This window comes from Maribacter aestuarii (genome assembly GCF_027474845.2).
Lineage (GTDB): Bacteria > Bacteroidota > Bacteroidia > Flavobacteriales > Flavobacteriaceae > Maribacter > Maribacter aestuarii.
Window position 1 is genome coordinate 2,518,788 of the sequence record NZ_CP107031.2, and the last position, 21,488, is coordinate 2,540,275.

Below are 21,488 nucleotides of genomic sequence, written 5' to 3' on the forward strand. Positions count from 1 at the left end.
TTAGAGAAGTCCCATGAATCATATACTCTTGTGAAATCCCTTTCAATATATTCTATTCTACTGTTTGTCACTCCATTTGCCGTCAAAGGCAAATTGCTGAAGCGGAATACGTTCGCGCTTTTCAGTTTCCTGCTCCTGTAATTCTTCGGACAGTTCACCAAGATCGCCGCCATAATAACCTAAAGCTATGGCCGTTGAGATATGAAAGCCATCGGGTACATCAAAAACATCCTGAGCTTTTTGCCAATCTACTCCGGCCATGTGGTGCATACCTATTCCTAGATATTGTGCTTGCACGGTCATATTGCCCAAGCATAGTCCCAAATCATGCAAAGCATGAAAATTTTCACCTCCATCGTCCTTCTTCTCTTTATAAGCAGTTAATATTAATAGTGGTGCAGTATCTGCCCATGACTGGTTGAAATCGCTTAGACAATTGAAAATGGTCTTATAGGCTTCTGTACCTTTTACCCCATAAATAAATCGCCAAGGCTGCAAGTTGTTCGAACTCGCCGACCATCTTACGGCCTCAAACAGTTGTTTAATATGTTTCTCACTTATTTTTTCGTCCTTGAAGGTTCTTGGGCTATACCTTTGCTTCAATAAGGCGTAAATTTCATAGTCGTTGTTCGCTATGTTATCTAGTTGTACTTGTTCCGCTTCATTCATCATTTTTATAATTAAATTTTACATTTTTTTTAATTTTTATCTGCACCATCTCCTTGTTGACTATAAACTAAATCTGGCATATCGCACAAAGGAATTATTCTCAGAAACTTCTTGCCATTTCACCGAGAGTATTTTTCTTTTAGCAAGTTGTAATTGCACCTCCTTCGTATCCAAATAGGAGTTTTTTAGGTTATTCCTTATACTTTAGGAAGACTTCTAATATTAGATTTAAACAACCATGAAATTATTTAATTACAGGTACAAGGGTTGACGTGAATCCAATAAATCTTAATGCAATAAAACTCAAAGTCGGTTGGGCGCTACGATTTAATCTTTATCGCCATTAGATAAAAGACATATATGCAAAGGTTCCAACAATGCAAAGAGGGTATTATAATTTAGCTTGGCCGTCTTTCCCGTACTCCTTTCTGTAGATACGGACAATGATAAGGAATAAACTGATTAAAAGAGGACCAAAAATGAGACCAATAAATCCAAATAATGGAATTCCGACAATCACGCCAATGAGCGTTATTAGTGGATGTACATTATCCAGTTTCTGAAGAAGGTATAGGCGTATAAGGTTATCCGTTGTACCAACCACGATAATACCATATAACAGAATTCCCCAAGCTTGAAAAGAGCTCCCGTTGGAAAGCGTTAATATGAAGACCGGTATGGTTCCCAATAAGTTTCCTACGAACGGAATCATAGAACCAATGGTTACGATTACCGCCCAGAAAAACGGACTCTCAATACCAAAAATAAAGAAGCCTATCAAAGAAACAACACCCTGGGCTAGTGCTACTAACGGAATTCCCAAGGCATTGGCGCGTACCATTTCACGGGTTTCACTACCTATTATCTTAAGATTTTCTTCACTTACAGGAATGTACTCAAACAAAGACTCGCGAAGTTGTTTACGATTGGTCAACATATAAAAAAGCACGAAGTACATGATGGAAATAGAAATTACCGTAGTAAACGTACTTCCAGCAAAACCTTGTAAATTGTTTGACAACCAACTGGAAACAGCAGCGGTATCAATTTGTGAGCTGAAGTCATAGCCTAAACGGTCCTCCCAATTGCCCAACTGGGATTTAAACGCTTGTACTACCTTTTCTGAATTCTTTACCGCTTTCTGGATTTTATTGCCCAACATGAAAGCGGCACCGGAAATAGGAAGTAAGATGGCTATGAATGAGACCAACATTAATAATCCTGCCGCCAGATTGGGATGCCATCCTTTCTTTACTAGTTTGCCCATGCTTTTTTTCAAAAGCACATACATGGTAATAGCCCCAAGTATTCCTGATAGATAGGGAGCCATTTCTGTAAAGATTAATGCTCCCATTAATACTATTAATAGGAGGACGAATATTTGACGAACTACTTTAGGGTCTATGGTGCTCATAGCTAATGTTGAAAAATATAGTCTGAAAAAATTACTTTTCAGTTATTTCGTAAGGCTTTTATCAATTCTTCCTTATCCATTTTGGAACGACCTTCTATTCCTACATTTTTTGCCTGTTCGTAGAGTTCTTTCTTGGTCCACTCGTCATAAGGTTTTGCCTTACCGCCTTTTTCACCGGCTTTCGGAGTATTCGCAATTCTAGCGGATTTTTCCTTACTATACCCTTTATCGCGTAAGGCTTCATATTGTTCTTCATTCTTAACACTCGGTATGCTCATAATAATCAATTTAGATTTTTATAAATGGATATTCAATTAGAACCAACTCCAAGAAAAAGAAAAAAACCGACAATAATCAGCAGTAGAACAATTATTATGATAGTGGCTAAAGGAAACTTACCTTCTGATGCTTTCGTGGTCTGATTGCGAACTCCGACACCGTCCTTTTGCTTTGTGTCTACCGGAGAACTATCGGTTGCTTTCCAGCTATCATCTTTTCCCAATTTTTCCATAATATCGTTTTTTTGAAATTAGCGTTGTTGTTCCGTGGGCATAATGAATACGTCATTGATATTGGCCCGGGCGGGTTGCGCTAAAGCATAATGAATAGCTTCTGCAATATCCTCCGCTTCTAAGAACGTCATTTTCTGCATCTCTTTAAACTGTTCTTTAATATCTTCGTCGGTAATGGTATCCGTTAATTCGGTTGAAACCGCACCAGGTTCTATTGATGTTACGTTTATTCCATATTTTGGGGCCAGTTCTTGTCGCAAACCTTCTGAGAACATTTTTACGGCCGCTTTTGTGGCACAGTAGACCGCTCCGCCTGGGAAATAATTGTGGGCCGCACTGGATGAAATATTAATAATGTGTCCGCTCTTGTTGGCTATCATTGCGGGCAAAACGGCGGCGACACCGTTCAACACTCCTTTGATGTTGACGTCTACCATTTTTTCCCATTCATCGGTATTTAATTTCTTGATATAGGAAAGCGGCATTAGTCCGGCATTATTAATTAAAACATCAATACGCCCAAATTTCGCCAAGGTTTGCGCCACTAGATTTTCGTAATCTGATTTATTTGTGACATCTCCAGTGACTACTAGGGCCTCACCTCCGTTCTTTTCGATAGCTTCCTTTAGCTCCATTAACCTTTCTTTCCTTCGGGCGGTTAAAACCACTTTTGCACCTTCCTTCGCTAATTTTTTTGCGGTCGCTGCGCCTATTCCGCTAGAAGCTCCGGTTATGATGACTATTTTGTTATGTATATCCATATTATTCTTTTTTAAGGGAAATTTTCCCATGATTCATTTCTTTCAAATATTTTAAATTAGAAGGAATCATCTTAACGACATCAAAAAAAATCTTGACTTCAAAAAGGTTTTGACTTCCTCAATTGAAAATTTACTTGGTGGATAATGAATTCTAGCTTAAAACGGTAGCTATGAGCAAGTGTGCAACGACTAAGGTTCTGCGATTGTGGCCCAGAGATAGCCTATAGAATTCAAAATGTTCAAACATGAATTTTGTTAGGGTTCAAACCCCGTTCCTATTCGAATTTCTTGGGATTCAATATTGTAAAAACTTATTGTTCATGTTCGTTGTTCAATAATTAAATGACTGTAAATTAAAAATATTGAAGTATTATGTCTTAATATTCCAAATCTTACAGCAATTCATACTCTAACAATTAAGGATTAATTCATGAAATCAGATGAGAAAAGAAAAATAGCGCCAAACTGGTTGCAAAAGGCTCGTGAAAGCTGGAGTCATACGGGTGAAGAAAGACCGCCATTTACGATAAAACCGAAGAAAGGGCAGCGCTCCGTTTGGGATTTCCCACGTCCTCCGATTATAGAAAAAGTAAATAAACCCATTGTGGTTAAATATCAAGGCCAAGAGATCGCAAATTCCCTTAGGGGGCTAGCAGTCCTGGAGACCGCTAGTCCACCTACCTATTACATACCTCAGTGTGACATTGACATGAATACACTTATAAAAATATCCGGAAAGACTTCGATGTGTGAATGGAAGGGCAGTGCAGTATACTGGGCCTTGAGTGCCATGGTTGACCGTCCCGTAGCTTGGTCATATCCAAAGCCATTTCCGGAATTTGAAGAATTAAAGGATCACATAGCCTTCTATCCTCATTTTCTTGAATGTTTTGTAGATGGTAAACAAGTAGTGGCACAACCCGGTGAATTTTATGCCGGTTGGATTACTCCAGACTTGACCGGGCCTTTTAAGGGGGAAAGGGGAACGGAACATTGGTAAACTAGAAAATTTCAGGGGCTTGACTAGTTGAAATAGTAGAATTAAACCTCATGAAAAAATAAACGCTCAATGTGACCTCCTTTATTAGTAATCCATTTACTCAATTCCTCTTCGGATTCCTTATCGTATACCGTCACTTGTTTTTGATGTCTAATCAATTGGTTTAAGGAAGGTTCGTAATAAGTTTCAATGAGTTGGTTTTTATTCTCCTCAGGTGAAAACAGTCTCCAGTTTCTTGCGCCACCTCGATATCGCTTATTTTTAAGGGCACTGATTCTTTCTATAGCTTCTGTTTTAATTTCATGGTTTATAGTGTAATTGATATGCACCATTACCCATCCACCATTATCCTTCTTTTCAGAAACCGAGGGTACTGAAACCTCGGATGCCTTTTTAAAGTTAAAATCTTTTGCGAGGTCGAGGGGAAATCTTTGTCCAATTAAAGCGATTATTGCGCTAGCAATTCCAGCTGCGTACAGACCGTTTTGTAAACTTGTCTGGTCAGCAAACAATCCCCACAATGCACTTCCTATGCCCATACTACCGGACATTGCCATAAGAAAGTATGCTATACCACGTGCGCCGTACCATTTGGGTAAAGCGTATTGTGCAGATGTCATTATACTGGTAAAGGATAGCTGCCAGCATACGCCAGCTAAAAAACAAATGCCTATCGCATAATATTTTGAGGTGGTAAGGCCTAGAAAGAATAGGGACACGCCAAGTAGAATGGATACGACCATGGTTAACCTTCCGGCTCCTAATTTGCGGGTTATAAAATTAGAAAATGAAACACTTGAAACGGCGCCGATTCCAGAAGCACCGAGTAGATAGCCATAAAGGTCGGCCCCTCCACTAAACTGCTGTTTAGCAATTAGTGGCATGAATGCCCAAAGGGCAGCGGCCGGGAAGAAAAAAAGTAGCGCACGTATGATACTATGGTATAGTGCAGGTGTATACCTTAAAAATCGTATGGAATCTCCCATTGAATGCATCAATTTTTGATCTGGAAGTTTCTCATTTTTTGTTCTACGCTTCCAAAACGATATTACCAAAACTACGGCTCCAAATGATAAGGCGTCTATCCAAAAAGGTAGGTCCAGAGCATACATGGTTACTAAGGTCCCTCCTAAGATTGGCCCTAATGCCCTACTTAAATTATAGGCAATACCCGTAAGGTTCACAGCGGTTCTAAGTTGGGATTTCGGTACGAGTTGGGGGGTGAGTGCCGCCAGAACTGGACGGGAGAATGCCGCACCAATTCCGTTTAATAAAGTAAAAAATAATAAAAGAAAAACGGTTGCCTTTTCCAGATAAACGATGTACGCAAAAATAAGTGTGTTAAGTACCAGTAGACTCTGGGAAATGATAATAATCTTTTTTTGATTGTAAAGATCCCCTATTGCACCCGTTGGAAGTGCCAAAATAAACAAGGGAATCAATGTAGCGGTTTGGACCAGCGAAACCATAAAAGCAGACGAATCCAATTCAGTCATTAACCAACCAGAACCTACCGTAAAAAGCCAGGTACCAGTATTAGAGATAAAGGTGGCTATTACGAACAATAGAAAAAAAGTATTCTTGTAAGGACTTGAGGTTTCTTTGCTCATACTTACGAATAGGGATATTTTGATTTTATCATAATTGTATGAATAGAGAATACTGAGAGCTGTACATCTGTTTAAAAAGGTTAGAGCTATACTATTACTTGAGATGCTCTAAAGGACAAATATGTCAAGAAAATAACAAAAGTCCCTCGTTTTCACGAAGGACTTTTACAATATTATTAGGTATGGGTACCGCTTCCTAGGATTTTTGCAGGCTTGCCACTCAAGAATTTGAAATCTTAAGGAGTCATTCCATACCTTTTAACAATCTTTTTGGAAAGATAGACATTATCTCGATTTTTGTTTGACGGTATCGAAGAATTTCTTGCCAATATTGGGATGGATGAAACATCTTCCAATTTATCTCTCAATTGAGATTTTGAAAAAATTTAATATAAAATGGACTACCTATTTGGTTATATTGATGCTTTAGGGCCAATGGGAAAACAGTGGACAAATCCTTTTTGATTTAGAGTAGTATCGGACTTTAGTTTAATGCCGAAATCGATGCAAATAAAAATAAAACCCTTGAAAATCAAATGATTAACAAGGGTTTAAGTACTCGAGGCGGTAGTACGATTATCCAATATCAACAAATCCTATAACTACCGTAAATCATAACACTAACTTCAAGAACCCAACAAAGATAGTATTTAAGACCATACATGAATATTTTATATGATTTGATTAAATTGAATTAGATTGCCCTACACCGTACAAATTAATATATATTTGTACGGTAAACTATTTCAGATGGCTAGTGTAAATTTTCTGTATCGCTCTATAAAGAATAATGCACCTTTAAATGTTCGTCTATTGTTCAGAACTAAAGATGGTGTAGACAAAGTCTATGGTGCTAAAACAAAACTTGTTGTTTCTAAAGATTATTGGTTAAACCTACATCTCAAAAAGAATACTCGAGATATTTCTATAAAGAACAAGCAGATTGAAATTGGAAATGAACTCAACAACATCGAAAATCATATCCTTAGTGCTTTTGAAAATACTTCTGCGTTAGGTGTAGATAAATCTTGGTTGACAAATCAATTGGATATCTACTATAATCCGAAAAGTAATGAAAATGAATATCCAACAGCTATACTCAAGTATTACGATTATTTCATAGAGGATAAAAAGAACAGTATCGCAAAACAGACAATTAAAAATTACGGAGTAATAAAGAGCCTGTTGATTAAATATGAGGCGAGTAGAAGAAGGCAGCTGCATGTGAAAGACATAGATTTAGCTTTTAAGAACGACTTTCAAAATTTCTGTATGTCCGAGGGGTATTCGACAAACTATATCGGTAGATTAGTCTATTCTATCAAAGCTATTTGCACCCATGCAAAATTCAACGGCTTAGAAACTAGTCATCAGCTAGAGAGAGTCAAAGTAAGAGAAGAAAAGGTTGAGAACATTTATCTAAGTTTTGAAGAAATTGCTAAAATTGAAGCCTGTGAATTAGAATTAGACTATCTAGTTAATGCAAGAGATTGGCTTGTCATATCGTGCTATGTTGGTCAAAGAGTCTCTGATTTGATGAAGATGGATAAAACTAAAATTAGGGTTGAAAACGGAAAAAAGTTAATAGAATTTACTCAAAAGAAAACAGGTAAAATAATGACCGTTCCATTGCATCCTAAAGTCCTAGATATTCTTGATAAAAGAGAAGGGGAATTTCCACGAGCTATAACTAGTCAAAACTATAATAACTATATTAAGACAGTTTGTCAAGAAGCTGGATTGAATGAAAAAGTACGGGGAGGTAAAAAAGTCGAGACGTTTGAAGGAAGTAAGAAATTTAGGAAAAAAATAGATGAATACGAGAAATGGGAGCTAGTATCTTCACACATTGGAAGAAGATCATTTGCAACTAATTTCTATGGACAGATACCTACTTCTTATCTAATATATATTACGGGTCATAGTACAGAAAGAATGTTTCTGAACTATATAGGAAAGAGCAATAAGGATTTAGCTCTTGAGATAACTAATTATTTTTAGATTGAAATGAATAATCAGGAGAAAAACAATGTTAAGATTGCCAAAAAAGTGGCAAAAGAGTTTGCTGATATGATTGTCAGTGAGAATGATAAATTTGAAAATGAATATGTTAATCTATATGACAAACTAAAAGGCAAATTTGAATTTAGTTTCAAAAATCTTCAAGATTCAGAAAGGAAAATTGAATTTCTAGAGAAGCAGATGAGAAGAATTTCCGAAGCTAATTTTAATATGAAGAATAATTATAAGGTTAGTGATATTGCTGAACAGCAAGAAGAGGATTTAAATGACTTATTTGAATTTTTTGAATATGAATTGAACAAGTTATATGATTTTAAAGCGAAAAATTTAAAATTAGTCAACGCACACCCCAATATTTTCGCTTCGGATTTTGCTTATACTTTATTTTATAAAATGCATGAACAATATAAATTGGAAGGTAATAATCTAGCTAATTATAGTTTTCTCTATTATTCTATGAAAAAGGATGATTTTATCAATTGCAAAGGGGTAGAATTTGTAAATGTTTTAGGAGAATACGATATAGTAATAGATAAAATAGACTCAAGGCAATCTGGCTCAAATTCGAAGAAATCTATATATGAACTTAATAAAAGTAGATTAGAAGCCATTTTGAAGACAAATCAATAAAAGCACAATAAAAGCACGTAACTGTGTTTAGCACTTCTTCTAATTCCCATGAAATTTACGGTGTAACTCTAATACATCTAAAATGGGAACTCTTCAATTTATTCAAACTACACCAGAACAACTCGCCGAGCTTATTAGCGATGGGGTTCGTTCTGAAATCCAGATTCTTAAAAAAGAACTCCTTCACGAAAACGCAAATGATGATTTGCTTACCAGGGAGCAGACAGCTGAGCTTCTTCACATAAATCTTTCAACTTTATGGACTTGGACTAACAAAGGCAAAATCAAAGCCTACGGAATTTCGGGCTCAAGGCGATATTACAAACGCTCTGAGATCATGCAAGCCTTACAAGAGCTTAAAAAGTAAAAAGCCATGAAGAAAGGTCAAGTTTCTCACGGCTTAAATACTAAAGGTCGAAATAAAGATAAGAAAATTAAATTTTGGGCAAGCTACAGAAAGACTAACGGTCAATCTGCTTTCAAAATCGAACCTGCACTATTGCAAGATTATCTTGTTGAAAATAAATATCGTAGGCTCACTAGTTTTGGGGAGATTCAAACAGTTCATTTAATAAACAATATCGCTTATCTAAAAACTAAACAAGAGGTTTTTAACGACTGTCTAGCCCTTGTCAAGCAGCAAGAAAGTGATGAGCTTCGCAATTGTTTCATAAAAGAAGGCGAAGCTTTTTTAATAAGTAAACAGGCAATTCTAGGAAGTCTTCCTGAGATAGAACTACAGCAATATCGAGATCAAAAGAATACAGTTCGCTTGTTCTATATAGATAAGATTGTAATTATTAAACGAAATAAGATAAAAGTACAATCTTATTCAAAATTCAATAAGGGCAGTAAGTATATACTTTCAAAGAAAATAATTCAGAGGAACTATATAAAGGCGGACAATAAAATCGCTGATTTTGAAAGATTCCTATCCTTTGCTACGAACGATAAAGAACATTTATTGAGCGTTGTTTGTACTCTCGGCTACCTGATTTCAAGTTACAAGAATCCTAGTATTGCAAATGCGGTCATCATTACTGATATCTTAAGTCAGGTTAGAAATGAAGCATTTGGACGATCTGGAAAAGGATTGTTAATCAAAGCTCTTTCGTACATGATAATGGTTGTAGAGTACAACGGCAAAGTAACGGATTTGACAAATGATAAGTTCGTTTTTCAGAACGTCGATATTGCTACCGCTCTGATAGTGTTACAGGACGTTACTAAAGGGTTTCTTTTTGAAAGTCTTTTCTCTACGCTGACGGATAACATGAGCATAGAGAGAAAGCATAGAAATAAAATCAGTATCCCATTTTTCCAAAGTCCTAAAGTAGCCCTGACAACAAATTATACCATTCCTCAAGATACCGACAGTTTCAAGGATAGAAAACACTTACTGACTCTTAATAACTTTTTCAATGCTCAGAACAAGCCTGAAAAGCACTTTAAGAAGCTTCTTTTCGAATGGAACGTAATCGAATGGGCAAGATTCGATGCTTTCATGATAAAATGCGTTCAGATGTTCTTAAAAAAGGGTCTAGTCAAATATGACAATTCGGATTTAAAACTTCAGAAGCTAATCAACATCACTTCCAAAGAGTTCGTAGAGCTAATGGAATCCGATTATGATGAACTTAATACTTATTGGAGACTGAAAAAAATAGCTGAAATGATGCAAGTAGGGACAAAGGAAGTTCGCTCTAGAAGCAAAATTGTAAGTAAATGGATGGAAGCTTATGCAGCTTTTAAAGGGTATAAAATCGATAAAAGAGAAAGCGGAGGAATAGTTAAAATCGCTTTCGTAAACGATTCTTGAGCCACTGAAAATGGGTAAATCTCTTCTACAATTATTGTAGATGTAAAAATTTACTTCTACAGGCGAAAGTTGATTTTAGTGGCTGAAGCTTCAACTTTTAAGGTTTACATGCCACAATACAACAATTAATTCACTAGAAAACATGCCACCTTACCACTGAGATAATTTACTTCTACAATTTGTAGAAGAGCCGATGATTACATCCACAGGCGTAAAGTGCCAAGAACAGTAGCAGCAAAAGCTATTTGTAGAAGAAGTAGAAGTAATTCTATTTTAAACGCATAAGAAATAATTCTATATAAATAAGAATATATCCAATTACATCTACTTCTTCTACACCTAACAATTTTAAATAAGTATTAATTTTTAAATTTTTCAAAAATGAGAAAAAAAATGTATTACCAAGAAAAGGAACGAAACGATTTCATCAAAAAACTAGAAGGTGCTTTCGATGTTCTTTGGAAAGCAAAAAATGAATTGAACGAGCAAGGAATACCTAAGATAACTTGTGAAGACATCAGGGATGGTAATTTTCAAGCCTACTTTGAAAAGTACCACAAAAATGAGCAGAGTAAAAGTCAGATAACGAAGAATATAATCTACGGAAAATACTTAGAACTTTACGGTTACAATACGGAAGAACTAAGCAAGCTTGAATCTTCATATAAAAGCTATCTCAACAAGGAACATTCTTTTTACGCTATCAATCATAGCTTTTACAATTATTGCGAAACGTTCTGGCGCCAAATAGCGGGATTAAAAGAATATGCCGATAATCCTCCAAAGAAAAAAGTCTTCAAACTGTTCGATTTCATGACTATAAAGGGAAACGACTTCACTTTAGATGTTCCGAAAGAACTATTTACCCTCTATGCAACTAACAAAAAACAGCTTGAGACGATGGAACTAGTAAAAGAGTACGTAGGAGTGGCGAAGAAGTTAAATCTAGCAGCAGAGAGTATCGTAGAGCCTCTAAGTAGTTATTTAGACGTTAGAAAAGGCGGCTGGGGCTCAGTAAACAACGTAGGAATATCAGAAGATTTAGATAGAATCGATTTTGATTATAATAAAATACTAACTATTAGATAAGATGAAAAGAGAAATAAAATTATTAGAAAGTAGTTCAACTCCGAAGTTTGAGGCCACGATTAATGAACACCTGAATGAAGGTTGGAAAATCAAAGGGAACATGATCGCTGTCAGTAGTGGCATAACAGTAATGCTCTATAAAAAATTCAAAAATTAGTGCTAGTTGAAAAGGGGGTAGTTCTGTCATCTGCTACCCCCTTAATTCTCGTTGTTTCGCATTTGTTATATTTTGTTAGTAATCTTTCTGAAGCATTGAGAACATTAACTTGTGGTATGATGGTATGAGCCTAAAAACTCATGTCAAATTAAAAAAGCTAACAAAAAATATAACAAGGTCACAAATCTGAGTAATCAGAATCTAAATCGGAGAGCGCAACATATTGCTTTACATAAAGAAAACCGTCGGAGTAACTTAATTTTTATGATATTCTTAATAGGTTAACTTTGTTTCTATCTATGTAAAAACAAACAATGGGAAACAAATACAATATTTTATTAAGAGATGTATTCGATACTTTTAACTTTTTAGTTCTAAATGAAAAAGAATTCAAAACCGTTTTGAAGGCATATGAATTAGGAGAGGAGAAAGTCTTTTTAAGAGGCAGAGATTATCCACTATTGGACATTTTAGAAATACAGATTTATCTTCATCAAAATCCACATATAAAAGATTCAGAAGTATTAATAGCTTCAGCTAAAATAAAAGGCTGGGGTAGAAAAAATTTGGGGGGTGAATTCTACCTACGGGATGAAGACTTGCGAAAATTCGGGAGATTGGTGACTGATGAATTTATAGAAGGTCCATTCGGTTACTTGTCAAACTCTTCGACGAGCAGGTCTCAAATAAAAGAAGATTATGTTGATTCCATAAGAATACAAGAAATTATCGATTTAAATGACCCTCAATTTGATTATACACGTTTGTTAAGACATCTAGAAGAGCTAAATTTAGCTTATCAAAATCAAATGTTTTTAAGTCTAACTCCTCACATAAGGGCAATTATTGATCAGATACCACCAATTTTCGGACAAAAAAGTTTTAAGGGTGTAATTGGACAACATGGAGGTAGGTCATTTAAGGCAAGCATGAAAATTTTAGATGACTCCAGTAGGAAGATTTCAGACGCTTATTTGCATACTCATATAAGAAAAATAGAAACGCTGCCTAATAAGACTCAAGTGAATTTTAAAAATGATCTCGATGTTTTGTTAGGTGAGATCGCACGATACAGAAGAGAACAACTTTCGTAATTTATTTGTCCAAATAAAACGTAAAACAATTTTAGAATATTACTCAACTTAAAATTTTTTCTAATTTATATTCCACCTCGATTACAAAATTACCATCAAGTACACCTTCATGCTTCAGAATCCTATTCTCAATTTGCTTACCTCCTTTAAAAATCTCTAATCTACATTTATAAGAGTCTCCATCGAATCTATCATAAACTTCTACCTTAATTTGACTAAATCCGTGTTTTTTGAATCTAAATTTTAATAACTTTTCTAAGAGCTTTTGTTGTCTGTACATTTTCATCATTGTGTTTTTATTCTTTCCCATCCTTTTTCAGGTAACTCCCATCTATCAACTTTCATAATACTCGCTATACCTATTTGTGGGTAGTTGTACCTTAAAAAAGTGCAGAAGTCATTTTGCTCCAAAAAGAATTGACCAAGTCTCCTTGGAAAGTTTAATTTCTTAGCCTCACACTCCAATCTTAATGCATGTGCACCTATCTCAACAAGCAAATGCTTAATGGCGTAACTATCATAATTCCTAAATACGATGTCCTTCATAAAATTGGATATAATCCTAAAATATGGATATATTCCAAATATAGGATTTTGTTGGATACGTTTAATCACTTTAACAGTTTTTGATTAATTTAGGACAAACTCGAAACTATGTGCTACGATATACAGGCAAACTTGGAAACACAACTAAGACGAGCGATGCGAGATTCCGACATACATGTAATTGAAGAAATAAAAACCAAACTTGAAAGGTTGACGGGGCATCCCTATTACCATACTACAGGTTTCAAACATCCAAAACTTTTAATTTATACGAATGAAAGTCCCAAAAAACCAGTTGTATCTCAATGGGGTCTAGCGCCTTATTGGGTTAAGGATAAAAAGCAATTATATTCAGCATGGAACAAAACACTAAATGCAAGAGGAGAAACTATATTTGATTTGAAATCTTTTAAATCTTCTGCTATAAATAGAAGATGTATAATTCCTGTTGATGGTTTTTATGAGCATAGACATTATAAGGGGAAAACTTACCCACACTATATTTACAGAAAAGATGGTGAACCAATGAACTTGGGCGGATTGTGGCGAGAATGGACGGATAAGGTAAGTGGGGAAATTCTTAATACTTTTTCCATTGTTACTACAACCGCTAACCCTATGATGGAAAAGATTCACAATAACCCAGCAGCATCGGATGAACCACGTATGCCACTTATACTTTTGGATGAGCTGGAGGAGAAATGGCTTGAGGACTACGAGGAAGAACTAGCTGAGCAAGCTGTTACAGAGCTTATAAAACCTTTTCCTGAGGAGCTAATGGATTATCATACTGTTGACCGATTAAGAGGGAAGGAATATAAGGGAAACGTGCCAGAGATAGATGAAGAAGTAGAGTACCCTGAACTATCCCAACAAGAGCTTTTTTAAGAATGGGTTTGTACGAATACATGATGCTTTCTAGGGAGCAGCAATGGGACGAGCTATGGGACAAAGGGGAATTTATAACCCACTACAAATCCATCGACTGTAAATTTTCCTTGTACGCTCTACATGCGTTCTTCGTGGAAGTGGAGCTTTGTGTCACAACGGATAGAATACTAGGGAAAGGTGAATTTGTGAGCGGTCATTCCTTAGATAAATACGCTGGCAGCATCGATATAAACTCTATTTAATGGACGAATTTCACTGGTGGTACATTCCAATTTTCATTGTAGTTTGGATTGTAGGAAATTGGATAAATCAGAAGATTAGAGATAATTATAGGAACGGTAGGTTTTAATTAAAATGAAAGAGAATTATTACAAATATTGAATAAGAATCATGATATGGTTGTATATTTGGTATTGATTAGGGGCTGGGACAAAGCCAACGGTTTACGTTTTATTATTAGTGCACTTAGGTGTTCCACGTGCAGAAATTTTGGCTGACGCGTGAAGATTGATTCCATATTTCCAAACAAATGTGCAAACTTTCTTAAGTAAGCATATACCTGTAAAGAAATATATGGAGATCTTAGGTTCTGTCCAATTCAGTTGTAACATAATAGTTATGGTTGTTAAAGATACGAATTTAATTCTATGAATGAGTGGCGCTACCTAGGCTAATAGCTAGAAGTAGCATAAGGATTGTAACGTTATAAGGCATGCCACGACCAGCCCTTTTTTAATTCTAAAGATGACTCCAGATTGGCTGAAATTCAAAAAATATCCCCACATAGGTGAACCACTAACGAAGAAAAGGGATTCGGGTTGGATAATTAGATATGTGACAAATCCACAGTTAATAGCTAAGCATAAATTCACCCCTTTACTGCATAAAAAAATCTATCAACGGAAGTACCGACCTGATAAAAATGCTCCAAAAAAAAATGGTAAGAGGGTGCGTTCTGTGCAAAAACGAAAAGAGCGTCCTATCTTCTATGCATCACATTTGGATTCAATTCTTTACAGCTATTATTGTTATAAGCTCACTTCGGCATATGAGGACTACATAAGAGACGAAAGTTTTAATTTAAGCCCTGTAGCTTACAGGAAAATTCCGGTTGGACCAAGTTCAAACAGTAATAAGTGTAATATTGAGTTCGCTTACGATACATTTATATTTATAGAAAATAATAAACATAGAAAGCTATCTGTTATAGTAGCAGATGTAACATCTTTTTTTGATAATCTCGATCATAGAATACTTCATAAACAATGGAAGCGTGTTTTGAATGTCGATAGTTTGCCGGATGATCATTATAACATTTATAAGAGTTTAATAACCAAAAGATTCGTTAACGAGAATGAGCTTTTCAATAAATTTAAGCACAAGTTAATAGCTGAAAGGGGAGTTGTTAATGACAGTACTAAAATTCGTTTACGAAATATAAATGTCAAACATAATTGGTACTTAAAGAAGGAAAGGGTTGTAGCTTATTGTACAAAAAAAGATTTTTTCAATGAAGCAACTCATTTAATACGGGCTGAGAAAGCATGTAGTCATCAACATAAAAAATGTAGAAACAATTGTACTCCTAAAGGAATTCCTCAAGGTACACCAATGAGTGCAACCTTAGCAAACATATACATGTTGGATTTTGATAAAACTGTTTTCAATGAATGTCAAAAGAGAAATTCTTACTATCAAAGATATAGTGATGATTTAATAATTGTCTGCGACCAAGAAAATGAACAGTACTTTTTTAACTTGATTAGGAAATCAGTTGAGAAAACTGCCAAACTTGAGATACATCCAAATAAAACCAATATTTATAGATACGAAACAATTGGTAAGAATTTTAATGGTGGCATTCTTGAAGAGGATAATAGTATATCAGACAGAAAGCAACTAGAATACTTAGGTTTCGAATATGATGGAAAAAAGGTGAGAGTTAAAACTGTTGGGTTCTCGAAATTCTATAGAAGTATGAAGAGATCTTTAGCAAGAGGAGTTCATTTTGCATCTATGCCATATAACAAAACCAACAAACTATTTGAAGAAAGATTATATAGGCGTTTTACATATAAGGGAGCTAAACGAAGATTAATATTCAAGCGTGACTTGAAATCGGGAGAATTCTATAAATCAAAAGAGCAGTATTGGGGAAATTATATTAGTTACCTCGAAAAAGCAAATCGCATAATGCGCCCAATAAATGGTGATGATTCAATTAAAAAGCAATATTCCAAGTTTTGGAATAATTTTCATTTAGAAATGAAAAAATCATATTTAAAAATAGGCAAGAACCTTTTAAAATTTAGAGGTTACAGTAATAAAAACTGATTTTTCTATTGCATCATAAAGGAATTCTACTCATACAGACATAGTCGTACAGCTATCGTACAATAATAAAAACAAAAAAGACTTAAAAAGCAGTATTTCAGCTAATTAAGTCTTTCTCTTTGTACTCGAGGCGGGACTTGAACCCGCACGACCAGATGGTCACAGGATTTTAAGTCCGGCGTGTCTACCAATTCCACCACTCGAGCAGGACTTTAAATAAAACGCCGGCTTTCAGCATTTTTGAGCGAAAAACGGGATTCGAACCCGCGACCTCCACCTTGGCAAGGTGGCGCTCTACCAACTGAGCTATTTTCGCGTTTTTATGAACGAACACCTATTAAAAGATGCGGACGCAAATTTAATACAATTCTGTAAAAACCAAAGTAAATTTAGGCAAAAGAAATAAAATTGCTCAGGAGGTGGCTTTCTTATTCTTGGTTAACAATCGCTTTATTTCATTTAGTTTCATCAAGGCTTCCACAGGGGTAAGTGTATCTATGTCTAAATGAAGGATTTCCTGTTTTATTTCTACTAGTAAGGGATCATCCAAATTAAAAAAACTTAATTGCATTTCATTTTGGACGGACTGTAATTTGTCCGTCAGTTCCTCATTGGAGTGCGATTTTTCCAGTTTTTTGAGAATTTTATTCGCTTTTTGTATAACCTGCTGCGGCATTCCGGCCATTTTGGCTACGTGTATCCCGAAACTATGTTCGCTGCCACCGGGTTTTAGTTTTCTAAGGAACAGCACATTGTCCTTTATTTCCTTGATGGAAACATTGTAATTTTTAATACGCTCAAAAGTAGACGACATCTCGTTGAGTTCGTGGTAGTGTGTTGCAAACAAGGTTTTGGCCCTGGCGGGATGTTCATGCAAGTATTCCGAAATGGCCCATGCAATAGAAATACCGTCATAGGTACTGGTTCCTCTTCCAATTTCATCAAGCAGGACCAAACTACGTTCGGAAAGGTTGTTCAATATAGAGGCGGTTTCGTTCATTTCTACCATAAAGGTAGATTCTCCCATGGAGATATTATCACTGGCCCCCACACGGGTAAATATCTTGTCTACATAACCGATTTTCGCCGACTCTGCGGGTACAAAGCTTCCCATTTGTGCCAGGAGTATTATGAGCGCCGTCTGCCTTAAAATGGCCGATTTACCACTCATATTTGGTCCCGTAATCATAATAACCTGCTGCTCGCTCCTGTCCAGGAAAACATCATTTGCAATATAGTGCTCACCCAAGGGCAATTGTTTCTCAATTACCGGATGCCTACCGTTTTTGATATCGATATCCGTAGAATCATTGAGTTCGGGTGCCACGTAGTTATTTTCCTTGGCGAGCTGGGTAAAACCACAAAGACAATCCAATTGCGCTATAAGTTGGGCATTTTGTTGTACGGGAGCAATATATTCCTGCATCCAGACCACCAACTGTGAAAAAAGTTGTTGCTCCAACGTAGCAATTCGTTCTTCTGCGCCTAAAATCTTTGCTTCGTATTCCTTTAGTTCTTCAGTAATATAACGCTCCGCATTGACCAAGGTCTGTTTTCGTATCCAAGTTTCCGGCACTTTGTCCCTGTGGGTGTTCCTAACCTCGATATAGTATCCAAATACATTATTGGAGGCTATTTTTAAGGAAGTAATTCCGGTAGCTTCGGTCTCCCGGGCCAACATTTGGTCCAGATAGTCCTTACCGGAAACAGCAAGACCCCTAAGCTCATCCAACTCCGTAGAAAAACCCTCGGCGATGGTGTTCCCTTTGAGCACGTTTACCGGCGCGTCTTCGCTTAGCATTTCCTTGATCTTGTTTCGTAGCACATCACAAGATTGAAGTTGGTCTCCTATTAATGCCAAGGCCTCGTTTTTAGAATGGGAAGCCAATTGTTTAATGGGAACGATGGCCTCCATGGAATTCTTGAGCTGTACGACCTCTTTAGGGTTCACTTTTCCTGTAGACACCTTGGAAATAAGGCGCTCCAAATCTCCCATTTGCTTTATATTCCGTTGGAACTTGTCTAGGAGTGATTCATTCTCAATAAGATGACCGATAACCTGATGCCTATTCCGTATTTTTTGGATATTCTTCAACGGCAAGGCCAACCATCGCTTAACCATTCGCCCGCCCATTGGGGAAATGGTCTTATCAATAACGTCCAGCAGTGTAACTGCATTAGTGTTAGTAGAATGGTACAGTTCCAGATTTCTTATCGTAAACCTGTCCATCCAGATATATTCATCCTCAGCAATACGTTGTAAGCTGCTGATATGTTGTAATTGCCGATGTTGTGTTTCGGACAGGTAATGGAGTACTACTCCAGAGGCAATAATACCTTCCTTGAGATGGTCTACTCCAAAACCCTTGAGGGTTTTGGTCTTAAAATGACCGGTGAGATTTTCCAGGGCGTAATCTTCTTGAAATACCCAATCCTCCATATAAAAGGTGTGAAATTGAGAACCAAAGATTTCTTCAAATTCTTTTCTATGCGCTTTGGATATCAATATTTCGTTGGGGGCAAAATTCTGCAGTAGTTTATCAATCTGTTCATCGCTGCCTTCAGAGGTCAAGAACTCACCCGTAGAAATATCCACAAAAGCTATACCTAGGTTTTTCCTTCCAAAGTGAACGGCACATAAAAAGTTATTGCTCTTGGCATGGAGTATATCATCGTTCATGGCCACACCTGGTGTAACCAGCTCCGTTACCCCGCGTTTTACGATGGTTTTGGTTTGTTTGGGGTCTTCTAGTTGATCGCAGATAGCAACACGTTGCCCTGCCTTTACCAGTTTGGGAAGATAGGTGTTTAAAGAATGATGGGGGAATCCGGCCAATTCTGTACGGTCGCCACCATTATTGCGGTGGGTAAGGATGATACCTAGGATTTTTGAGGCTTTTACCGCATCTTCTCCAAAGGTCTCGTAAAAATCCCCCACGCGAAACAGCAATAAAGCATCAGGATATTTGGTCTTGATGGTATTGTATTGTTTCATTAAAGGGGTCACCTTTTTTATTTTTCCCTTGTCCGCCACTACTTTTTATCTGCTTATTTTTGTCAATGATAACGAATATATGGCTTTGCACATGGCCCCGAAATTTTTGTTGATATTTAAGGTCGATAGTTGAAAAGTATTTAAATGAGAAAGCTGAAAAACGAGGAATTGGAAAGATTGGAGGTTTCGGAATTTAAGAACACCGAAAAAACACCCCTGATCATCGTCTTGGATAATATTCGAAGCTTGAATAATATCGGATCCGTTTTTAGGACGGCCGATGCTTTCCTAATCAAAAAAATATACCTCTGTGGAATTACCGCCAAACCTCCGCACAAGGATATTCATAAAACCGCATTGGGTGCCACGGAGAGTGTGGATTGGGAATATATGGCGGAAACGTACGACTTAATAGACCGGTTAAAATCCGAAGGAAATATCATAATGGCCATTGAGCAGGCCGAAGGTGCCACCATGTTGAACGACTTTAGGCCACAAGTGGATAAGACCTATGTGGTGATATTTGGCAATGAAGTTAAAGGAGTGGACCAAAAAGTAGTGTCCCAATGTCATGAGGTTTTGGAAATCCCGCAATTTGGCACCAAACATTCCTTGAATATTGCGGTAAGTGTGGGAGTGGTCGTGTGGGATTTATGGTCAAAAATGAACCAATAAAAAAGCCCAACCGAAGTTGAGCTTTTAGTATAGTTTGAGTTAGTTAGTTCCTAATTGGGCACACAAGAACGTAAATACATTTGTTCTGTGCAAGAAAATTGCCAAAATTGTGTTAACCCGATTGTCTTATGGCAAAGTCTGTAATAGTGTCCAGGACCGTTTCATAATCCCTTTGATTGTTTACAAAATCCAATTCTGAAACATCAATAACCAATTGATTTTCTTTGGGATAGGTCCTTAAGAAATCCAAGTAACCACGGTTGATTTTCTCCAAATAATCGCTATCAATACTTTGTTCATACACCCTTCCTCTCTTCTTTATTTGCTCCAACAGTCTATCGGTAGTTTGGTACAGATAAACGTAAATGCTCGGTTTTTTAATTTCCTTGTACATAAACTTGAAAATCTTACGATAGAGTTCAAATTCTTGTTTCTGTAAGGTTACCTTGGCGAAGATGAGGGATTTGAAGATATCATAATCACTGATCATAAAGTTTTTAAAGAGGTCAAACTGACTCGTATCGTCCGAAAATTGTTGGTACCTATCCGCTAAAAAAGACATTTCCAAGGGAAAGGCATAACGAGCTTGGTCCTCATAGAAATTGGGCAAAAACGGATTTTCCGCAAACCGTTCCAGGATTAATTTGGCATTGAAGTCATTGGACATTTTTGTGGCCAAACTGGTTTTCCCTGCGCCAATGTTGCCCTCTATGGCCATAAACTGTATGCTTGTGAACAACCCTTCTCGGTTGGGATAAAGCTTAATGGTCGTCTTCTGTAAATTGCTTTTGTCCCTACATTGCTGTAACAGGTTTCGGGTATCTTTATTCAGCTGGGGATGGTAAAACTGTGGGGCGATATCCGAAAGAGGTCGCAGTACAAACCTACGGTCCTGCATCCTGGGATGCGGAATGCTTAATTTTTCAAATTGAACAATAGCGTTGCCATAGTAAATAATATCAATATCTATGTTCCTGCTCTGGTATTCATCCTTAAAGCTTCGTTCTCGACCTAAGGTTTTCTCGATATTCAGGAGCTCTTCCAAAAGTTCTTTTGGGGACAGGTTCGTTTCTAATTGCAAACAGGCATTCAAAAAATCTTCCGATTCAAATCCCCATGCGGGAGTATTGTACACAGATGATATACGTACAACCGCACCCACTCTTTTTTGAATATGAAAAATGGCTTTTTGTAGGTTTAATTCTCTTTCTCCAAGGTTGCTTCCAATGGAAATATATACGCTTTCTGTGGCAGTTGTCATCTGTAAGCA

At 36.6% G+C, this 21,488-nt stretch carries 21 protein-coding genes and 2 tRNA genes; 11 read left to right on the forward strand and 12 right to left on the reverse strand.

Annotated elements, in window-relative coordinates; all coding sequences use genetic code 11:
- Nucleotides 1-57: 57 nt before the first annotated feature.
- The 5 genes from N8A89_RS11355 to N8A89_RS11375 all read right to left on the reverse strand — a co-directional run bounded on the left by N8A89_RS11355 (nucleotide 58) and on the right by N8A89_RS11375 (nucleotide 3,356).
- Nucleotides 58-672 carry a nitroreductase family protein gene (locus N8A89_RS11355; protein WP_281542380.1) on the reverse strand — a complete coding sequence of 205 codons (615 nt, stop codon included), beginning with the start codon at nucleotides 670-672 and terminating at the stop codon, nucleotides 58-60.
- Between the two features lie 388 nt (nucleotides 673-1,060).
- Complete coding sequence (locus N8A89_RS11360) at nucleotides 1,061-2,083, reverse strand: AI-2E family transporter (RefSeq protein WP_281542381.1); 1,023 nt, start codon at nucleotides 2,081-2,083, stop codon at nucleotides 1,061-1,063.
- A gap of 38 nt (nucleotides 2,084-2,121) precedes the next feature.
- Nucleotides 2,122-2,361 (reverse strand): DUF7218 family protein, encoded by a 240-nt coding sequence (locus N8A89_RS11365; protein WP_281542382.1) that lies wholly within the window; start codon nucleotides 2,359-2,361, stop codon nucleotides 2,122-2,124.
- A 32-nt stretch (nucleotides 2,362-2,393) separates the two neighbouring features.
- Entirely contained in the window at nucleotides 2,394-2,594 is a 201-nt protein-coding gene (locus N8A89_RS11370) for a hypothetical protein (protein WP_289644329.1), read from the reverse strand.
- An 18-nt stretch (nucleotides 2,595-2,612) separates the two neighbouring features.
- The gene (locus tag N8A89_RS11375) at nucleotides 2,613-3,356 is read right to left on the reverse strand and encodes an SDR family oxidoreductase (RefSeq protein ID WP_281542384.1); all 744 of its coding nucleotides are present in this window, start codon (nucleotides 3,354-3,356) and stop codon (nucleotides 2,613-2,615) included.
- A 430-nt stretch (nucleotides 3,357-3,786) separates the two neighbouring features.
- On the opposite strand from N8A89_RS11375, the gene N8A89_RS11380 reads away from it, so the two are divergent.
- Complete coding sequence (locus N8A89_RS11380) at nucleotides 3,787-4,356, forward strand: DUF427 domain-containing protein (protein WP_289644331.1); 570 nt, start codon at nucleotides 3,787-3,789, stop codon at nucleotides 4,354-4,356.
- Between the two features lie 41 nt (nucleotides 4,357-4,397).
- Here the strand turns inward: N8A89_RS11380 and N8A89_RS11385 are convergent, their stop codons facing one another.
- Nucleotides 4,398-5,966, reverse strand: coding sequence for an MFS transporter (locus N8A89_RS11385; protein ID WP_289644332.1), 1,569 nt, complete (start codon nucleotides 5,964-5,966; stop codon nucleotides 4,398-4,400).
- 750 nt (nucleotides 5,967-6,716) lie between these two features.
- Here N8A89_RS11385 and N8A89_RS11390 point away from each other — a divergent pair.
- The 6 genes from N8A89_RS11390 (at nucleotide 6,717) to N8A89_RS11415 (ending at nucleotide 12,777) form a co-directional block, all read left to right on the forward strand.
- The gene (locus tag N8A89_RS11390) at nucleotides 6,717-7,967 is read left to right on the forward strand and encodes a tyrosine-type recombinase/integrase (protein ID WP_289644333.1); all 1,251 of its coding nucleotides are present in this window, start codon (nucleotides 6,717-6,719) and stop codon (nucleotides 7,965-7,967) included.
- Between the two features lie 6 nt (nucleotides 7,968-7,973).
- A complete protein-coding gene (locus N8A89_RS11395) occupies nucleotides 7,974-8,618 on the forward strand; it encodes a hypothetical protein (protein ID WP_281542390.1) in 645 nt (214 codons plus the stop codon).
- An 82-nt stretch (nucleotides 8,619-8,700) separates the two neighbouring features.
- Entirely contained in the window at nucleotides 8,701-8,985 is a 285-nt protein-coding gene (locus N8A89_RS11400) for a helix-turn-helix domain-containing protein (protein WP_289644334.1), read from the forward strand.
- A 6-nt stretch (nucleotides 8,986-8,991) separates the two neighbouring features.
- Entirely contained in the window at nucleotides 8,992-10,437 is a 1,446-nt protein-coding gene (locus N8A89_RS11405; protein WP_281542392.1) for a hypothetical protein, read from the forward strand.
- 381 nt (nucleotides 10,438-10,818) lie between these two features.
- Nucleotides 10,819-11,526, forward strand: coding sequence for a hypothetical protein (locus N8A89_RS11410; RefSeq protein WP_289644335.1), 708 nt, complete (start codon nucleotides 10,819-10,821; stop codon nucleotides 11,524-11,526).
- 471 nt (nucleotides 11,527-11,997) lie between these two features.
- Nucleotides 11,998-12,777, forward strand: coding sequence for a hypothetical protein (locus N8A89_RS11415; protein WP_289644336.1), 780 nt, complete (start codon nucleotides 11,998-12,000; stop codon nucleotides 12,775-12,777).
- Nucleotides 12,778-12,820: 43 nt separating this feature from the next.
- Here the strand turns inward: N8A89_RS11415 and N8A89_RS11420 are convergent, their stop codons facing one another.
- Nucleotides 12,821-13,087 (reverse strand): hypothetical protein, encoded by a 267-nt coding sequence (locus tag N8A89_RS11420; RefSeq protein WP_281542396.1) that lies wholly within the window; start codon nucleotides 13,085-13,087, stop codon nucleotides 12,821-12,823.
- Entirely contained in the window at nucleotides 13,063-13,323 is a 261-nt protein-coding gene (locus N8A89_RS11425) for a hypothetical protein (protein WP_281542397.1), read from the reverse strand. The genes N8A89_RS11420 and N8A89_RS11425 overlap by 25 nt, the downstream gene beginning before the upstream one ends.
- A 108-nt stretch (nucleotides 13,324-13,431) precedes the next feature.
- Between N8A89_RS11425 and N8A89_RS11430 the strand changes: the two genes are divergently transcribed.
- The 3 genes from N8A89_RS11430 (at nucleotide 13,432) to N8A89_RS11440 (ending at nucleotide 16,548) form a co-directional block, all read left to right on the forward strand.
- On the forward strand, nucleotides 13,432-14,211 hold the full coding sequence (locus N8A89_RS11430; RefSeq protein WP_281542398.1) for an SOS response-associated peptidase: 780 nt from the start codon (nucleotides 13,432-13,434) through the stop codon (nucleotides 14,209-14,211).
- 2 nt (nucleotides 14,212-14,213) lie between these two features.
- Complete coding sequence (locus tag N8A89_RS11435) at nucleotides 14,214-14,456, forward strand: hypothetical protein (protein ID WP_281542399.1); 243 nt, start codon at nucleotides 14,214-14,216, stop codon at nucleotides 14,454-14,456.
- Between the two features lie 502 nt (nucleotides 14,457-14,958).
- Entirely contained in the window at nucleotides 14,959-16,548 is a 1,590-nt protein-coding gene (locus N8A89_RS11440) for a reverse transcriptase domain-containing protein (protein WP_289644337.1), read from the forward strand.
- A gap of 122 nt (nucleotides 16,549-16,670) precedes the next feature.
- On the opposite strand, the gene N8A89_RS11445 is transcribed toward N8A89_RS11440, so the two are convergent.
- The 3 genes from N8A89_RS11445 to mutS form a co-directional block, all read right to left on the reverse strand.
- Nucleotides 16,671-16,754 (reverse strand) — tRNA-Leu (locus N8A89_RS11445).
- A gap of 37 nt (nucleotides 16,755-16,791) precedes the next feature.
- Nucleotides 16,792-16,864 (reverse strand) — tRNA-Gly (locus N8A89_RS11450).
- 96 nt (nucleotides 16,865-16,960) lie between these two features.
- Nucleotides 16,961-19,543 (reverse strand): DNA mismatch repair protein MutS, encoded by a 2,583-nt coding sequence (gene mutS / locus N8A89_RS11455; protein ID WP_289644338.1) that lies wholly within the window; start codon nucleotides 19,541-19,543, stop codon nucleotides 16,961-16,963.
- A gap of 144 nt (nucleotides 19,544-19,687) precedes the next feature.
- Between mutS and N8A89_RS11460 the strand changes: the two genes are divergently transcribed.
- Nucleotides 19,688-20,218: an RNA methyltransferase gene (locus N8A89_RS11460; RefSeq protein ID WP_281542401.1), complete on the forward strand. Its 531-nt coding sequence runs from the start codon at nucleotides 19,688-19,690 to the stop codon at nucleotides 20,216-20,218.
- Between the two features lie 112 nt (nucleotides 20,219-20,330).
- Here the strand turns inward: N8A89_RS11460 and folK are convergent, their stop codons facing one another.
- Complete coding sequence (gene folK, locus N8A89_RS11465; protein ID WP_289644339.1) at nucleotides 20,331-21,479, reverse strand: 2-amino-4-hydroxy-6-hydroxymethyldihydropteridine diphosphokinase; 1,149 nt, start codon at nucleotides 21,477-21,479, stop codon at nucleotides 20,331-20,333.
- Between the last annotated feature and the right edge of the window lie 9 nt (nucleotides 21,480-21,488).

Excerpts from the sequence above, each read along its gene's own strand:
- N8A89_RS11420 (WP_281542396.1), bottom strand. The coding sequence starts at position 13,087 with ATGGGAAAGAATAAAAACACAATGATGAAAATGTACAGACAACAAAAG.
- N8A89_RS11380 (WP_289644331.1), top strand. The coding sequence starts at position 3,787 with ATGAAATCAGATGAGAAAAGAAAAATAGCGCCAAACTGGTTGCAAAAG.
- N8A89_RS11370 (WP_289644329.1), bottom strand. The coding sequence starts at position 2,594 with ATGGAAAAATTGGGAAAAGATGATAGCTGGAAAGCAACCGATAGTTCT.
- N8A89_RS11415 (WP_289644336.1), top strand. The coding sequence starts at position 11,998 with ATGGGAAACAAATACAATATTTTATTAAGAGATGTATTCGATACTTTT.
- N8A89_RS11385 (WP_289644332.1), bottom strand. The coding sequence starts at position 5,966 with ATGAGCAAAGAAACCTCAAGTCCTTACAAGAATACTTTTTTTCTATTG.
- N8A89_RS11435 (WP_281542399.1), top strand. The coding sequence starts at position 14,214 with ATGGGTTTGTACGAATACATGATGCTTTCTAGGGAGCAGCAATGGGAC.
- mutS (WP_289644338.1), bottom strand. The coding sequence starts at position 19,543 with ATGAAACAATACAATACCATCAAGACCAAATATCCTGATGCTTTATTG.
- N8A89_RS11425 (WP_281542397.1), bottom strand. The coding sequence starts at position 13,323 with ATGAAGGACATCGTATTTAGGAATTATGATAGTTACGCCATTAAGCAT.
- N8A89_RS11410 (WP_289644335.1), top strand. The coding sequence starts at position 10,819 with ATGAGAAAAAAAATGTATTACCAAGAAAAGGAACGAAACGATTTCATC.
- N8A89_RS11355 (WP_281542380.1), bottom strand. The coding sequence starts at position 672 with ATGATGAATGAAGCGGAACAAGTACAACTAGATAACATAGCGAACAAC.
- N8A89_RS11390 (WP_289644333.1), top strand. The coding sequence starts at position 6,717 with ATGGCTAGTGTAAATTTTCTGTATCGCTCTATAAAGAATAATGCACCT.
- N8A89_RS11360 (WP_281542381.1), bottom strand. The coding sequence starts at position 2,083 with ATGAGCACCATAGACCCTAAAGTAGTTCGTCAAATATTCGTCCTCCTA.
- N8A89_RS11400 (WP_289644334.1), top strand. The coding sequence starts at position 8,701 with ATGGGAACTCTTCAATTTATTCAAACTACACCAGAACAACTCGCCGAG.
- N8A89_RS11430 (WP_281542398.1), top strand. The coding sequence starts at position 13,432 with ATGTGCTACGATATACAGGCAAACTTGGAAACACAACTAAGACGAGCG.
- N8A89_RS11405 (WP_281542392.1), top strand. The coding sequence starts at position 8,992 with ATGAAGAAAGGTCAAGTTTCTCACGGCTTAAATACTAAAGGTCGAAAT.
- N8A89_RS11440 (WP_289644337.1), top strand. The coding sequence starts at position 14,959 with ATGACTCCAGATTGGCTGAAATTCAAAAAATATCCCCACATAGGTGAA.
- N8A89_RS11375 (WP_281542384.1), bottom strand. The coding sequence starts at position 3,356 with ATGGATATACATAACAAAATAGTCATCATAACCGGAGCTTCTAGCGGA.
- N8A89_RS11460 (WP_281542401.1), top strand. The coding sequence starts at position 19,688 with ATGAGAAAGCTGAAAAACGAGGAATTGGAAAGATTGGAGGTTTCGGAA.
- N8A89_RS11365 (WP_281542382.1), bottom strand. The coding sequence starts at position 2,361 with ATGAGCATACCGAGTGTTAAGAATGAAGAACAATATGAAGCCTTACGC.
- folK (WP_289644339.1), bottom strand. The coding sequence starts at position 21,479 with ATGACAACTGCCACAGAAAGCGTATATATTTCCATTGGAAGCAACCTT.
- N8A89_RS11395 (WP_281542390.1), top strand. The coding sequence starts at position 7,974 with ATGAATAATCAGGAGAAAAACAATGTTAAGATTGCCAAAAAAGTGGCA.